14 protein-coding genes are annotated in these 15,039 nt (G+C 67.3%); 6 read left to right on the top strand and 8 right to left on the bottom strand.

Translation table 11 applies throughout. The features are described 5' to 3' along the window. Nucleotides 1-216: hypothetical protein (locus tag ASD86_RS27715; RefSeq protein WP_235567688.1), on the top strand; the 216-nt coding region annotated here is incomplete at its 5' end. Between the two features lie 7 nt (nt 217-223). On the opposite strand, the gene ASD86_RS07345 is transcribed toward ASD86_RS27715, so the two are convergent. After that, the gene (locus ASD86_RS07345) at nt 224-2,635 is read right to left on the bottom strand and encodes a penicillin acylase family protein (RefSeq protein WP_056108804.1); all 2,412 of its coding nucleotides are present in this window, start codon (nt 2,633-2,635) and stop codon (nt 224-226) included. Nucleotides 2,636-3,240: 605 nt separating this feature from the next. On the opposite strand from ASD86_RS07345, the gene asnB reads away from it, so the two are divergent. Continuing rightward, the gene (gene asnB / locus ASD86_RS07340) at nt 3,241-4,926 is read left to right on the top strand and encodes an asparagine synthase B (RefSeq protein WP_056108801.1); all 1,686 of its coding nucleotides are present in this window, start codon (nt 3,241-3,243) and stop codon (nt 4,924-4,926) included. 44 nt (nt 4,927-4,970) lie between these two features. Here asnB and ASD86_RS07335 read toward each other — a convergent pair whose 3' ends face one another. Together ASD86_RS07335 and ASD86_RS07330 are read right to left on the bottom strand one after the other, a co-directional pair. After that, nucleotides 4,971-5,438, bottom strand: a complete 468-nt coding sequence (locus ASD86_RS07335; protein WP_056108798.1) for a hypothetical protein — start codon at nt 5,436-5,438, stop codon at nt 4,971-4,973. Nucleotides 5,439-5,563: 125 nt separating this feature from the next. After that, nucleotides 5,564-6,040 (bottom strand): hypothetical protein, encoded by a 477-nt coding sequence (locus tag ASD86_RS07330; RefSeq protein ID WP_056108795.1) that lies wholly within the window; start codon nt 6,038-6,040, stop codon nt 5,564-5,566. Between ASD86_RS07330 and ASD86_RS07325 the strand changes: the two genes are divergently transcribed. Beyond that, entirely contained in the window at nt 6,039-6,224 is a 186-nt protein-coding gene (locus tag ASD86_RS07325) for a hypothetical protein (RefSeq protein WP_056108790.1), read from the top strand. The two genes, ASD86_RS07330 and ASD86_RS07325, sit on opposite strands and share 2 nt — an antisense overlap. Before the next feature lie 353 nt (nt 6,225-6,577). Here ASD86_RS07325 and ASD86_RS07320 read toward each other — a convergent pair whose 3' ends face one another. The 3 genes from ASD86_RS07320 to ASD86_RS07310 all read right to left on the bottom strand — a co-directional run bounded on the left by ASD86_RS07320 (nt 6,578) and on the right by ASD86_RS07310 (nt 9,625). Further along, nucleotides 6,578-7,054 (bottom strand): hypothetical protein, encoded by a 477-nt coding sequence (locus tag ASD86_RS07320; RefSeq protein WP_056108787.1) that lies wholly within the window; start codon nt 7,052-7,054, stop codon nt 6,578-6,580. Nucleotides 7,055-7,287: 233 nt separating this feature from the next. Continuing rightward, on the bottom strand, nt 7,288-8,469 hold the full coding sequence (locus tag ASD86_RS07315; protein ID WP_200957218.1) for a polysaccharide deacetylase family protein: 1,182 nt from the start codon (nt 8,467-8,469) through the stop codon (nt 7,288-7,290). Next, nucleotides 8,459-9,625, bottom strand: a complete 1,167-nt coding sequence (locus tag ASD86_RS07310; protein ID WP_056108784.1) for a tetratricopeptide repeat protein — start codon at nt 9,623-9,625, stop codon at nt 8,459-8,461. The genes ASD86_RS07315 and ASD86_RS07310 overlap by 11 nt, the downstream gene beginning before the upstream one ends. Nucleotides 9,626-9,884: 259 nt before the next feature. Here ASD86_RS07310 and ASD86_RS07305 point away from each other — a divergent pair, with 259 nt between their 5' ends. Next, entirely contained in the window at nt 9,885-11,702 is a 1,818-nt protein-coding gene (locus ASD86_RS07305; RefSeq protein WP_056108780.1) for a monovalent cation:proton antiporter-2 (CPA2) family protein, read from the top strand. Nucleotides 11,703-11,745: 43 nt separating this feature from the next. After that, entirely contained in the window at nt 11,746-12,288 is a 543-nt protein-coding gene (locus tag ASD86_RS07300; protein WP_056108775.1) for a hypothetical protein, read from the top strand. Between the two features lie 20 nt (nt 12,289-12,308). Here ASD86_RS07300 and ASD86_RS07295 read toward each other — a convergent pair whose 3' ends face one another. Further along, entirely contained in the window at nt 12,309-13,244 is a 936-nt protein-coding gene (locus tag ASD86_RS07295; RefSeq protein WP_157476276.1) for a PD40 domain-containing protein, read from the bottom strand. A gap of 23 nt (nt 13,245-13,267) precedes the next feature. Continuing rightward, a complete protein-coding gene (locus ASD86_RS07290; protein ID WP_056108770.1) occupies nt 13,268-13,888 on the bottom strand; it encodes a CGNR zinc finger domain-containing protein in 621 nt (206 codons plus the stop codon). A 172-nt stretch (nt 13,889-14,060) separates the two neighbouring features. On the opposite strand from ASD86_RS07290, the gene ASD86_RS07285 reads away from it, so the two are divergent. Further along, on the top strand, nt 14,061-15,020 hold the full coding sequence (locus ASD86_RS07285; protein WP_056108768.1) for an MBL fold metallo-hydrolase: 960 nt from the start codon (nt 14,061-14,063) through the stop codon (nt 15,018-15,020). Nucleotides 15,021-15,039 lie beyond the last annotated feature (19 nt).

The raw sequence follows: 15,039 nt of genomic DNA, 5'->3' as shown, positions 1-15,039 counted from the left end.
GACATCCATGTCCCGGTGGCGCACGGCGTGCATCCTGCACGCCGCCCTTCGGGTGTGCTTTTGCTAACGCGAGTTACGGGCTTCGCAGCGCTGGATGAACTGCGCGGCTTCAGACTCAAGCCAAAGCTAAAGCTATGCTTCAACGGCAACGGCAACGGCAACGGCAACGGCAACCGAAACCGCAAGCATGATGCGCGGAGTCGCCACGCCGCCTAAGCAATCACTACGGCTTCAACGTCAAGGTATAACGCGCGGTGCCCGGCAAGAACGGCGTCGGCCGCCCGTGTACCCAATCGTCATGACCCGCGCCCCAGAACGGCGACAGCGGATGCCCGCTCTGGCCGCCGGGCATGTGGATGATGCCGTCGACCTCGTGGCCCGGCGATACCACCATGCGTTCGGAGGCGCCGAAATCCGGTCGCTGTACGCGCGGCATCGCCGCGTCGCCGGGAAGTTGGTCGAACGGCATGCACAGCGCGCGCTTGGCGAAGCCGGGCAGGGCCGAGGCGAGCGGGTGGCAGATGCGCGCGGTGTTGTGCTCGCCCCACGAATGCTTGGCCAAGGCCGCGGCGGCGTTGGCGCCGGGCGCGATATCGAAGTCGTCGAGCACGTCGCGCGCGGCGTGTTCGAGCAGGTCGTCCCATGATGCTTCGTTGCGCGGCAGCAGGTTCGCCGGACGCTGCTCAAGCAGCGGCCAGACCACGCCTTCGAGTTGCTTGAATTCGGGCATCTCGAATTGCTTGCCCAACGCGACCTGCGCCGGTGCGGTCAGGCCGTTGGCGATGCGGGTATGCACGGCGCGACGCCAGTTGCGGACCAGGCGATAGCTGACCGAACCGGGTTCGGCGCGGCCTTCCCAGTGTTTCGCGGCGGCGGCGATCGTGCTCAGCGCGGTGCCGTTGCCGTTCTTGTCCGTACGCGCGGCTTGATCCTGCAACAGCTTCCACCAGCGCTGCAGGAACAGGGCGCGATCATCGAGCTGGATCGCCAGCAGATCGCGTTCGTTGAAACGCTGCTTGGCGAACAGGCCGTCTCGGATCTGTCCGGCGCGCGCGCCCAGCACATAGTTACCGTCGCCGATGCGTTCGAGTTCCAGGCCGTCGAGGGTGCGGGTGTTCGCGGTCCACAGTCGGCCCGACGGCGGCGCGATCAGGTGCGGTGCGTCCTGGGTCTGGATGGTCCATGGCGGACAGGTCGGCGGCGTGAGCGCTTGCCCGCGCGGGTCAGCGTTCTCGACCGCCAGCTTGGTGGCGCAATCGCCTTCACGCTCGGGAATCGGGCCGAGCAGGCGCCAGCCGATCTTGCCGTCGCGGTCGCCGACGACCAGGTTCTGCACCGGCAGGGCGACATCGCGCGCGATGCTCATCGCGTCGTCGACCGATTGCGCGCGAGTCAGTTCCGACAGGCCCATGTTGAGCGCGCCGGGCAGATGCGCCGACCAGCGCAGCGCCAGCGCGCTGCCGTCGGCGTTGTCGTGCATCAGCGGGCCCCAGGCGGTTTCGCGTACGAGGAACTTCTGCGCCGCGCGGCCTTTGACCGCGATGAGTTCCTCATGCTCGATCAGGCCGGCGCAGCCGCCGGCCTTGGCGGTGCTCGCGCAACCCGGTTCCAGCGACCAGTCGGCCCAGTCGCCGTAGCTGTTGGTGAACGCCCAGGCGACCTGGCCGTTGCTGCCGACCACCAGCGCCGGCAGGCCGGGCAGGGTGAAGCCGTTGGCGTCGATGCGGCCGCCGGGCACGCGCGTGTCGGCGTAGCGCAGGCGCGCGCGGAACCACAGGTTGGGCGCGCGCAGGCCCAGGTGCATGTCGTCGGCGACGATCGCGCGGCGGTCGGCGGTAAGGCTGCCGGCGACGGCGAAATTGTTGCTGCCGATCTCGTCGGGAAACGGCAGTTGCAGCAGGCCGCCAGGCGCCGGCGTGGGCAGTTTGCGCAGGTCGACCTGATCGGCGCCAGGCAGGACTGCGTCGCCGATCGGCGCGCCGAACAGCGGCGCATCCCAACTGGTGCCGGCGTGGGTCAGCAGTTGGTACAGCGGCGCGGGCAGCGAATGGCCTAGCTGCCAGTCGCCGAATTCGCGCGCATTGCCGCCGTCCTGCAGATCGAAATACATGGCGTAGCCGACCAAGGCAGAGTCGGTCACTGTCCACGCCTCGGGCTGCGCATGCAGCAGCAGATACGGCCACGGCTTGCGCGACAGCCCGTGCAGGCCGGCATTGACGCCGTCGCTATAGGCCTGCAGCAGCGCGGTCTTGTCGGCGGCGAAGGCGGCCAGTTCTTTGTCTACGCGGCTGCGCAGGCGGTGCACGCGATGGCGGCGGTCGTAATCGAGCGCGCGTTCGCCGAACAGCGCCGACAGCTCGCCGGCGGCGGTGCGCCGCAGCAGATCCATTTCGAAGTAGCGCTCCTGGCCGTGGACATAGCCCAGCGCGCGCATCGCATCGGTTTCGTTGGCGGCGTCGACGGTGACCACGCCGAGCGCATCGCGCTGGATCGTGACCGGCGCCGACAGGCCGGGCAGGGCGAGCTCGCCCTGCAATTGCGGCAGGCTGCCGCGCAGCAACCACCAGGCGCCGACCGCGGCGATCGCGAACAGGCAAAGCAGCGCGAGCACACCGCGCTTGATCCATTTGGCCATGAAGGTCCTCCGTGGGGCGAGCTTAGCCGAAGTCCGCGGCGGCTCGGCGAAGCTGGGATGAAGTGGCGGGTTCGTCGAAGAAAGGTTTTGTTCGGGCGGCCACGGAATCTGGCTTCTTGTCATGGTGAGGCGGCAGGCGGCCGCTTTTAAATTCGCCGCAACCGGCCTGCTGCCTGGCCAAATAGCGGCGGGATTGAAGGCCCTTGCAGGTGAAGACGCCAGGGCGGGTGGGACGGGCGGGGGCAAATCGCGGGTCCGCGACGGCCGTCGCGCTGGCCCGCATCCGGGGCGCTTGCATCCGGCGGCGTCCTCAAGCAGGATCGGTCCATGAGCTCGCATCCCGCCATCGCCACTGCCCGCAACGCCGCCTTCGCCGGCCGCGCGCGTTCGGCCGCGGTACGGGGCAACAATAATAATCGCAATAACGCCAGCCTCCCGCGGGCCGGCGATTAGCGCGCGCAACACACGCTCAATCGCTCAGGAAGCCCGCACTGCGAAGTGCGGGCTTTTTCGTTATTGGGTCATGTATCCGTCCTTGAATAAGAGCCCGGCCATCCATGGCCTGGGATTCAACAAAGCCTCACACCCCCACTGGAGATGCGTCGATGTGCTCGATCCTTGGTTTGTTCGACCTGCGCCCCGGCGCCGACCTGCGGCCGCTGCGGCCGCTGGCCCTGTCCCTGTCGGCGAAGCAGCGCCATCGCGGACCCGACTGGTCCGGCGTCAGCGTCGAACCACGCGCGATCCTGGTGCATGAGCGCCTGGCCATCGTCGATCCGACCGGCGGCTCGCAGCCGCTGCGTTCGGTCGACGGCGACCTGGCGCTGGCGGTCAACGGCGAGATCTACAACCATCGCGAACTCGAGCAGCAGCTCGCTCAACCGTATGCGTTCCAGACCAAGTCCGACTGCGAAGTCATCAACGCCCTGTACCGCGAAAGCGCCGACCTGGGCGAACTGCTCAACCGTCTCAACGGCATCTTCGCTTTCGCCCTGTGGGATGCGGCGCGCGGCCGCTACGTGATCGCGCGCGATCCGTTCGGCGTGTGTCCCTTGTACTGGGGCCACGACGCCGACGGCCGTTTGTGGGTGGCCTCGGAAATGAAGGCGCTGGCGCGGCTGTGCGACGACGTCGCGGCGTTCCCGCCCGGGCATTATTACGACAGCGAGGTCGGCGTGCCGGTGAAGTACTACCAGCGTCCGTGGCGCGATTACGCGGCGACCGAGGGCGTGGAAGTGTCGAAGCAGGAACTGCGCGAAGCCTTCGAGCGCGCGGTGCATCGGCAGATGATGAGTGACGTGCCGTATGGGGTGCTGTTGTCGGGTGGTCTGGATTCGTCGTTGGTCGCGGCCTGCGCGGCGCGTTTCGCGCGTCGGCGCATCGAAGAGGACGATCAGGCCGAAGCTTGGTGGCCGCGTCTGCATTCCTTCGCGATTGGCCTGGAAGGCTCGCCCGATCTGGCCGCGGCCGAGGTCGCCGCAGCCGCGCTTGGCACCGTCCATCACGGCTTCACCTACACCTTCGAAGAAGGCCTGGACGTGCTGCCCGATGTGATCGCGCACATCGAGACCTACGACGTCACCACGATCCGCGCCTCCACGCCAATGTTCCTGCTCGCGCGCCGGATCAAGGCGATGGGGGTGAAGATGGTGCTGTCGGGCGAAGGCTCGGACGAAATCTTCGGCGGCTACCTGTATTTCCACAAGGCGCCGAACGCGCGCGAGTTCCACGAAGAACTGGTGCGCAAGCTCGATGCGCTGCACAGCTTCGACTGCCTGCGCGCCAACAAGTCGATGATGGCCTGGGGCGTGGAGCCGCGGGTGCCGTTCCTGGACGTGGAGTTCATCGAAGTGGCGATGCGCATGGACGCGCAGGCCAAGATGGTCGACAAGGCCTCGGGCCGGATCGAGAAAGCGGTGTTGCGCGAAGCCTTCGAAGGCTATCTGCCCGATTCGATCCTGTGGCGGCAGAAGGAACAGTTCAGCGACGGCGTGGGCTATGGCTGGATCGACGGGCTCAAGGCGCACGCCGAGGCGCAGGTCGGCGATCGCGAATTCGCCACCGCCGCCAGCCGCTTTCCGATCAACACCCCGCAGACCAAGGAGGCCTATTACTACCGCGGTCTGTTCGAGCGTCTGTTTCCCGGCACCGCCTGCGCCGAGTCCGTGCCCGGCGGCAAATCGATCGCATGTTCCTCGCCGGCGGCGATCGCCTGGGATGCGTCGTTCGCCAATGCCGCCGATCCGTCAGGCCGCGCGGTGGCGGGCGTGCATCAGGCCGCGTTGGTCTGAGCCGGCGAAGCCGGGCGCCGCGGTGGCGGCGTCCGGCCTGGCGATCAGATACCGCAGCCGTTCCAGGTGCGCTCCAGTGTTCGCGTCTGCGGCGGGCCGCTGGCGCAGGTGACTACGACCGTGGCGACGCCCTTGAGTTGGCAGCCGGCATCCTTGAAGGCGAGTTGGCCGGCGTGAGCGGACGTGGCGGGAAAGGACGCGCTACCGCTGCGCGAATCCTCATTGACGTCCCAATTGGGATGGATGCTGTCGCGCCAACTGGCGGAAGCGTAGACCGTGTAATTGACCGGAAGCGGAGCGGGCGGACTGAAACCGTCGGGCTGCAGGTCGGCGTCGGCGCTGACCTGAGCGGTGGTGCCGGTCTGGCCGAAGCTTAGATTCAAATCGATGACATAGCCGCAGATAGGAATGATGGAGGACGCATTCGGTGGCGGCGTCGCGGCGGCGGCCGAGCACAGGACCAAGGCGAACAGGCCTGTCGTGCAGGCGGGGATCAACGATTGCTTGCGCATGGAACGTTCCTTGTTTAAGTGATGATCGATGAAGTCGGCACGCGTGCGTAGCCGACATCGTTGGCTTCGAGATAACGCCGCGTGCGTTGGTGCGTTCGCCGCGATCCCCTGCGTTACGCATGGTCTCAAAGCCCGCAACCGACCCAGGTTTGTTGTTTGCTGCGATTGTCGACCGTGCCGTTCGGGCAGACCACGTCGATGACGGCGTATGCGCTCAGCTCGCAAGTCGGGCTGCGGCCGGCGAGCTTGATCGCTTCGGCCGGCGCCGGCGGATACTGGTTGTCGCCTTGAAGCTGCGTCGTGGTGAAGGTGCGCGGATCGCTCGGACTGTTGCGGTGCCCCGCCTGCGAACGCAGGGAGTAGTGCGGCACCGGAGGTGGCGGTGGGCTGAAGCCGTTGGCCGGAACGATGGTGGTGTTGACGACCACCGTCGCGGTGGAAGTGGTGTTGCCGAAATCGAAGACGAAGCGGCCGGTGTAGGCGCCGTTGCACAGCGGGACCGAAGCGTCGACATCCGGCGGTGGCGTGGCGCCGGCGGGCAGCGAGGCGAGCAGGCACAGGGCCAAGGTCGCGCACAGGCCGATCGAGGGATTCTTGCGCATGGAACGTTCCTTGTTTGAGTGGCGAATCGGTGAAATCGGCGGCGCGGACGCAGCCGGTATCGTTGGCTTCGGAACCATGCCGCTGGCGTCGGGGCGTTCGCTGCCGTCGCCGAACCCTCGCGCCGGCGGCGGCCAGCGCCGGCGGACGATGCAACTGTTCATGGTTCATCCTTGCAGTGAGTGACTCAGGCGCGCGAAATCCTTCGTGCGCTTACGGGTACTCGCAATCGGCGCGAACAACGGCTCATGGTTCGGCAAGGTTGCGCCGGATCTGCCTGACGGCGGACTCGAGGCCGGACGTCGTGCGCAGCGGTGGGCGTGCGCGCAGGCGAGGTACCCCGGCTCGGACCGGCGCGATCGTTCCGTGCCGATCGCCGGTCGATCGATGTCGCGCAACGTAAAGCCGTGGTAGACGATGTAATCGGCCGACCACGGCGTGGGCATTCGTCGCGACAAGCAACGCCGCTATCGCATCAAGTTCCGGCCGATGCGTTACCGAGCGCGCGGCCACGCGTCAGCGCGCGGCCGCCGAACAGCTTACAAACCGCAACCGACCCAATTGCGCGTCAGCTGCTTGGTTTCCCAACTGCCGTCGGGGCAATGCACGTTGACGATGGCGCTGGCGACCAGTTCGCAGCCGGCATCCTTGAACAACATGCCGTTCGCGGTGACCGGCGCGGTCGAATAGGCGCCATAGACTTCGCTGCTGTGAGTGTCGCTGGTCCAATTGGGGTTGACGGCGTTGCGCCGCATCACCGTGCTTTCGGCGACGAAATAGCTTGGAAACGGGATCGAGCCGTGGGCGAAGGGATGGCGCACCAGGCTGGCTTCGGCGTGGGCGCTGGCGGTGGTGCCGCTCTGGCCGAAATCCAGTTTGAGTTTGGCCGAATACTTGCCGCCACAGGCGGACTGGTTTTCCCAGACGCTGGGCGGATCGGACGCGAATGCGGCCAGCGGCAGGATCAGTGAGAGCAAACCGGCGGCCAGCGCCGAGGCGGTGTGGGTCTTGAGCATGGCGAATCTTCCTTGGGTGTCGATGGACTGAAGTCCGCGCGGCCCTGTCCCCTTGGGCGTCCCATCCGGTCGGACGTACGCCCGGATCGCGCGAACGACGCCGCCGTGGGCGGCGTCGCGGCGAATGTGGCGCAGGCGGCATCCGGCGTGAATATGCCTGGGAGGGGTTTGCGATGAAGCGCGGATCGGGCCGACGAAACCGCGCGAGCGACGAATGAAATTATCCGAAGCGATCAGCCGCGCGCCGGATAATCCTTGCAATCGACCCAGTGCACGCCGGCGCCGCGGGTGTGCTGCAACACCCATGGCAACGCGATGCGTGCCTTGTCGTGTATGTCGTGGAACAGGATCGTGCCGTGCCGCCACAGCAGCATCAGGCTGAGCATGCGGCCTTGCATGTCGGTCGGCGTCATCTTCGCGTTCCAGTCCTGCGAATCGATGCCCCACAGCACCACGCGCTGGCCGTGTTCGCGAAAGAAAGCGCCGCTGTCGGCAAGACGCTGTCCGTATGGAGGTCGGAACAAAGGCACGTACAGCGGGCCGGATTGAGCCTTGATCAAGGCCGCGCTGCGCACGACCGAGTCCTGCCATTGCGGCCAGCGCGAATGCGACTGATGCTCCCAGCCGTGCGAGGCCACGCACATGCCGGCATAGCGCTGCGCGGTGCTCAGCTTCGGATTCGCCGCGACCTGTTGCTGCAAGGACTGCCCGAGCAGGAAGAAGGTCGCGTCGAGCTTGTGCTCGCGCAACATCCGCAGCAGTTTGTCGGTGTTGCCGCCGGCCGCGCTGGGGCCATCGTCGAAGGTCAGCAGGAACTGCCGGTCGGGCAGTTCGCTGCCGTCGACTTCGTCGGCCGAATAGGTGTCGATCTCGCTGCTGGTGCGCGGGAACAGCGCGGCCAGGCGCAGTTGTTCGTCGAGATAGATGCGATGGAAACGCGCCGCGTCGCCGCGCCAGGCGGCGTAGGCGGGATCGGGCGCGGCGTTGAAGGCGAGTGCTAGCGCGCGCAACGCGACGGTGTCGGCGGCGGGTTGGCAGAACGCTTCGCGCGGCGCGCAGGCGCGCGCGGCGAGGCGGTAGTTCGTGCTCAGCCGCTGCCAGAAACGCGCGCGGATCTTGTCGACCCAGGCGCGATCGATCTGCTTGAGCTTGAGCCTTTGCGCCAAGGCCGAGTCGTCGACGGCTTCGCTGAGCGCCAGTTCGTGGCCGAAGGCGAGTATCTCGGCGCGCGAGGCGCGATCGAACGCGGCCGGCGAATTCAACGCGTGCGGCCAGGTCGCGCGGTCGGCGCGGGCGACTTCGGACGGGCCGGCGGCCTGGGCCGTCGTCAGCGCGCCGCACAGCAGCAGCGACAGCGCCAACAACATCGGACGGCGCATGCGCACGCGCTCGCCGCGCGGGTGTTCAATAGCCACTGACACGCTCCAATGCCTGATCGTAGGTCTTGTCCGGCTTTTCGCGCTTGGCCGCCAGATAGTTCGACATGGCCCGTTCGTACTGGCCGTCTTCTTCGTAGAGTTTGCCGATGTTGTAGTACGCGCCGGCGCGGATCGTCGCCGCGCCCGCGCCCTTGGCCAGGGCGATGGCCTTGCGCGAGGCCCAGATCGCCTCGGCGGCGCGGCCCAGCTTGACGTAGGCCAGGCCCAGATTGCTGTAGCTCAGCGCATGCGCGGGATTAAGTTCGATCGCCTGCTGGTACAGCGCCACCGCGCCGCGCAGATCGCCGTTGCGATACGCCGCTTCGCCGCGCAGATTGGTCGCGATCGCCGCGTCGCCGGCTTCGCTGCCAACTGGTTCATCGCCGCCGTGTCCGCCGATGCGCGCGATCTCGTCGCCGATACGCTCGGCATTGACCGCGACCGTGCTGATCGCATTGAGATCGTCAAAGCGGCCTTCGCCATCGACCCGAAACACGGTCCACAGATTGCCGACCTGATCGCGCGGCACCCGGTAACTGCGCACCAGCGATTCGCCGACGTAGACGAACACCTGCGCCTGGCTGCGCGCGAGCGCGCGGCTGTCGGCCCGGTCGCGATGGCCGAAGTCGTGGACCGCGAAGGTGTACGCCTCGCCGGGATGGCGGCGTTGCACGGTGATGGTTTCCGGGCCGCGCTGGCCGCTGTGATCCAGGTCCAGGCTGGCGTCTCGTCCGCTCTTGCGTTCGAAATAGACGTGATTGCCGGGATAGCTCAGATGCGCGTCCAGATCGGCCGGGGTATCGCCCCAGCTGAGCACCACGCGCAGGCCGTCAAGATTGTGCATCACCGGGCTGAGCGCATACGCCGGGACGTCGCAGGGGCATTGCGCGATCAGTTCGGCGTAACCGGGTTTGCTGATCACCAATCGCGATTGTGGATCGCGCGCGAGCACCGGGTCGAGCGTGGCGCGGCCTTGCGCGTCGGTGGTCGCGACCAGCGAGGGTCGGTCGGCGCGTTGCAGGCTCACCGTCGCGCCGTCGATGGGGTGATCGGCGAGGGTGGCGCTGACCACCTGCACGCGGTCGCTTTGCGCATGCACCGGCCCGACCGTCGAGGCGAGGCCGATCACACAGGCAAGGGCGGGCGCGGCCATGCGGCGAAACATCCTGATTGCGTTCCTGGGGCGGCGGGTCGGGGGCGAGGATGGTGGCGATGATACGCAATGCCGGCGTCGGGTTGGGTGGCTTTACCCCGCCTGGAACGTGCACTGCGCGGCGGTCCGCGCCACCACGCCTGTTAGGCTGTAGCGGCGCGGCGGTGGCTGTCGGACTCGGCTCACGACCGGCCCACGACTCGGCCATTGCCCCGTCCGCGCGATCGATCAACGGCAACCGCAACACGGGAGACGCGCGATGGCAGCTCAGGCGCAGGGCAGCGAACTGGTCAATGTGGTGGTGCTGCTGGCGGCGGGCGTGATCGCGGTCCCGGTGTTCAAGCGGATCGGCCTGGGCTCGGTGCTCGGTTATCTGGCCGCGGGGCTGGCGATCGGGCCGTTCGGGCTGGGTTTCTTCGCCGATCCGCAGGCGATCCTGCATGTCGCCGAACTCGGCGTGGTGATGTTCTTGTTCATCATCGGCCTGGAGATGCGGCCCTCGCACCTGTGGAGCCTGCGTCGCGACATCTTCGGCCTGGGCACCGCGCAGATCGCGCTGTGCTCGGCGGCGATGACCGGGGTCGGGCTGTTGTTCGGTTTTCCGCCGGTGGTGGCCTTCATCGGCGCGATGGGCTTCGTGCTCACCTCGACCGCGATCGTGATGCAGATCCTCGGCGAACGCGGCGACCTGGCCTTGCCGCGCGGTCAGCGGATCGTCGCGATCCTGCTGTTCGAGGACCTGCTGATCGTGCCGCTGCTGGCGCTGGTCGCGCTGATGGCGCCGCCGGACGCGAGCGGCGTCACCCATTCTCGCTGGCTCGACATCGGCATCGCCATGGCTTCGTTGGCGACCCTGCTCGCGGCCGGCATCTGGCTGTTGAACCCGCTGTTCCGCGTGCTCGCCGCGGCCAAGGCGCGTGAGGTGATGACTGCGGCGGCGCTGCTGGTGGTGCTCGGCGCGGCGCTGCTGATGCAGATCGGCGGCCTGTCGATGGCGATGGGCGCGTTCCTGGCCGGGGTGCTGCTGTCGGAATCGACTTTCCGCCATCAGCTCGAGGCCGATGTCGAACCCTTCCGCGGCATCCTGCTGGGCCTGTTCTTCCTCAGCGTGGGCATGTCGCTGAACCTGACCGTGGTCGCGGCGAACTGGCCACTGATCGTCGGCGGGGTGCTGACGCTGATGTTGGTCAAGGCGCTGTGCATCTACATCGTCGCGCGGCTGCTCAAGTCCTGCCACACCGAGTCGCTGGACCGCGCGGTGCTGATGGCACAGGGCGGCGAATTCGCGTTCGTGCTGTTTTCCGCCGCCGCCGCGGCCAAGCTGATCGACGCCGAGATCAACGCCAACCTGACCGCCATCGTGGTGCTGTCGATGACCTTGACCCCGCTGGCGATCATCGCCTTGCGCAAGCTGTCGCCGAAGATCGCGCTGTCGCTGGAGGGCGTGGACGAACCTAACGGGCTCAGCGGCAGCGTGCTGCTGATCGGCTTCGGCCGGTTCGGCCAAGTCGTTTCGCAATCGTTGCTCGCGCGTGGGGTCGAGGTGTCGATCATCGACACCGACGTGGAGATGATCGAAAGCGCGCAGACCTTCGGTTTCAAGGTCTATTACGGCGACGGCACGCGCCTGGACGTGTTGCATGCCTCCGGCGCCGACAGCGCCCAGTTGATCGCGATCTGCATCGACGACCGCGCCGCTGCGACGATCACCGCGCAGCTGATCCGCCACGAATTTCCGCAGGCGCGCTTGCTGGCGCGCAGCTTCGACCGCGAACACGCGCTGGACCTGGTGCATGCCGGGGTCGACCTGCAGGTGCGCGAGACCTTCGAATCGGCGATGCGCTTCGGCGAGGCGGCGCTGGTCGAACTCGGCGTGCCGGTCGACGAAGCCGCCGAGGTGGTGGCCGACATCCGCCGCCGCGACGCGGAACGGTTCGAACTCGAACTGGTCGGCGGCGTGCGCGCGGGGACTTCGCTGTTGTACGGCAACATGCAGCAGACCCCGCTGATCGCGCCCAAGCCGCGGCCGTCGCGGCAGGATCACGAGGACGAGCACGCGCCCGGCATTTCCGCTTGAGCGAGCGCTGGCGCGTTCGACGCATACACAGGAGACATCATTAATGGCATGGACGCTTTGGCATTTCGTGTTTCCGGCCGCCGCCGTGCTTGGCGTCGTGTTCATGATCCTCGCGTTCAAGTACGGCATGCGCGTGCACGCCAGCGCGACGTTGGCGCGGGTGCGCCCTTTGCCGCGGCAGCGGCTGGAATTGCCCGGCACGGTCTATTGCAACGTGTCGATCGAGCGCCGCGACTATCGCAATTATTTCGACGACGCGCGCTTCGTCCTGCGCGACGCGAAAGGCGCCGAGCTGGAGCAATACGGCAAGTGGCTGCGGGTGCGCTACAACCGTCAGCCGCCCCCGGACCGGGTCGTCACCAGTTTCATCACCCCCGACGATGGCGTGGTCGAACTGTCGATCGAAAACCCCGCGCCTGAAGCCGAAACGGCGACCTGGGTGGTGATCCAGCGCGATGTCGAGCAGGTGGTGGCGATGTGGGTGGCGCTGGGCATCACCGGCGCGGCGATGGCGATGTTCGGATCGGCGTTCGCGGCGGTGTTGTGGAGCAGTACCTTGCTGCAAAGCGGCGCGGCCGGCGGTTGAGGCTGCCGCCGCGGGCGTAGTCAGCGCTTGGCGCTCGCGCAATCGGGCGGCCAGCGTTTATCGGGCGACGTCGTCAGATCGACCACGAAGAATTCGCCGGAGCGTTCGCCGTCGGCCTGCGCGAACAACAGCCGGTCGCCGCGTGGCGACAGCAACGGACCGACCTGGAACACATCGGCGCGCGCGGCGATGCGGCCGCGCTCCTTCCAGGCATTGCCGCTGCGTTCGAAACGGTACAGATGCGAGCGGTCGCCGCGGTCGATCACCGCGATCATGCGACGGCCGTCGCGCGAAACCTCGGCTTCGTACTCGTTCGCCGCGGTGCTGACCGGCGAGCCGAGATTGCGCACCTGCCAGGCGCCCTCGGCTTGCGGCGTGGCCAGGTAGATATCGCCGTTGCCATGGCCGCCGTCGCGGCTGGAGCCGAAGTAAAGACGACCGTCGGCCGTCGCGCGCGGCAGCAGTTCGGACGCTTTCGAATTGACCGGTTCGGGCAGGCGTTGCGGCTGACTCCATTCGCCTTCGCGTGTGCGTTCGACGACGTAGATGTCGAGGTCTTCGCCCTTGGGGTCGTGGCGCGCGGATACGAAATACAGGCGGCGGCCGTCGGCGGTCACGAACGGGTCCGCGTCGAGGCCCGGCTTGGACGCGGCGAACGGTGGCGCGCTTGGCGTCGACCAGCCGCCGGCCTCGCAGCGCGAATGCAGCAGCCGCCAGTTGGCGAATTGCCGGTCGCTGCGCATGAAATAGATCTCGCGGCCGTCGGGGCTGAAGGTCGGCGAGGATTCGTATTGGTCGCTGCTGATATTCGGCGGCGCCCAACGCAGCGGTTCGGGCGCATGCGCCGAGGGACGGTGGTAGGCCATGGCGTAGGCGGTCGCGCAGGTCGCGGCGAGCAGGGCGCTGGCCAGCCAGTACACGGCGGGTTCCGGATGACGCGGAGGCGTTGGGTTCACTGTGGCGTCCTGTGCGCGGAGCGCTAGTCGTCGCGTTGCCGCTGCTGGAACCGCCGCGCCTTGGCCACGTTGCCGCAGGTGGCCATATCGCACCAGCGCCGGCGGCCGTTCTTGGAGGTGTCGATGAACACCCAGCCGCAATCGTTGCCGTCGCACACGCGCAGCCGGTCCAGGCGCGCGTCCTTGAGCAGTTCGATCGCATACGCGGTGATGACGTGCGCGATCAGATCGAGGCCGGAACGTTCTACCGACCATTGCGTCTGCAAGCGCGAATCGCGCGAGACCAGCCGCGCGGCGCGCGAGGCGGCGAGCCGCGCCTGATCGAGGCTGTCGAGCGACGCATCGTCCGGCTGCCGGCCGTGGGCGAGCGCGTACAAGGCTTCGCACAGCGTTTCGCGCAAGGTCTTGCAGCGCGCCAACGCGGCCGCGGCCTTGGCCGGCGACTCGGCGGCGAGCGTGTCCAGCGTGTTCAGATCGCCGCGCGCGAACAACTCGCTCTGGCGCGCCCAGCGCAGCAGCCCGGCATAGTCGTCGAGCCAGTCGCGCGGCTGGGTGTCGCGCGCGGTGACGGTGTTGACCAAGTCCAGGGCAGGGTCGCCGCCGACCAGATCGGCCGGTTTGAAGGCATGGAATTCCAGTTGCATGCTTCACCTTTAAAATTCGTTTTAAAGGTTATAGCGATTCGGGCCCGGGCGGCAATGCGGCATCGACGGATTTCCGATGGGCGGCATGCGCGCAAGCCGTCACGCGATCTGCGCCGGATCTGGTTCACCCTGACCGCCACCTTGGTCTGCCCTTTCGTCGGAGAACCCCGCCATGCCCTCCTCCCGATTGTCTGTCGCAGTTTCGCTGGCCTGCCTGAGCCTAGGCCTCGCCGCTTGCACTCGGCACGACGCACCAGCGCCGTCTACCGCCGAACCGACCGCGTCCGCCGCCAGTGCTCCGGCTCAGCCCGCCGAACCGGCCGCGCAGCCGTTGCAGACCCAGGTCTACAACCCCGGTAAGAACGGCCTGTTCCAGGTCAGCTCGGTGCTGGTCACTGGCGCGCGCGATGCGGTGTTGATCGACGCGCAGTTCGGCGCGGCGCAGGCGCGCGAACTGGTCGAGCGGATCAAGGCGTCCGGCAAGACCCTCACCACCATCTATATCAGCCACGGCGACCCGGATTACTACTTCGGCCTGGACACGCTGCAGGCCGCCTTTCCGCAGGCGAAGATCCTGGCGACGCCGCAGACGGTCGAACACATTCGCGCGACCCAAGCGGCGAAACTCGCCTACTGGGGCCCCAAGCTCGGCGCCGATGCGCCCAAGCGCATCGTGATCCCCGAGCCCTTGCAAGGCGACCACATCGAGCTGGAAGGGCAGGCCTTGCAGATCGTCGGCCTCGATGGGCCGACGCCGGACCGCAGCGTGGTCTGGATTCCTTCGATCCGCACCGTGGCCGGCGGCGTGCCGGTGGTGGCCGGCGAACATCTGTTCATGGCCGATACGCCCACGCCGCAATCGCATCGGGATTGGCTGGCGACGCTGCAAAAGATCGAAGCGCTCAAGCCCGACGTCGTCGTGCCCGGTCACTTCGCGCCCGGTTCGGCGCAGAGCTTGGACGCGGTACGTTTCAGCGCCGATTACATTCGCGCGTTCGATGAAGAGGCGGCCAAGGCCAAGGATTCGAAAGCCTTGATCGCGGCGATGAAGCGGCGTTATCCGGCACTGGAAGGCGAGTTGTCCCTGGATATCAGCGCCAAGGTCGCCAAGCGCGAAATGCCCTGGCCGTAAGCATTCGATGGTTGTCGCG

The sequence above is a fragment of the Lysobacter sp. Root690 genome, from assembly GCF_001427785.1.
Classification (GTDB): Bacteria; Pseudomonadota; Gammaproteobacteria; order Xanthomonadales; family Xanthomonadaceae; genus Lysobacter.
The sequence above is the reverse complement of the archived record's forward strand: the minus strand, read 5'-3'. Positions and strand labels throughout refer to the sequence as shown.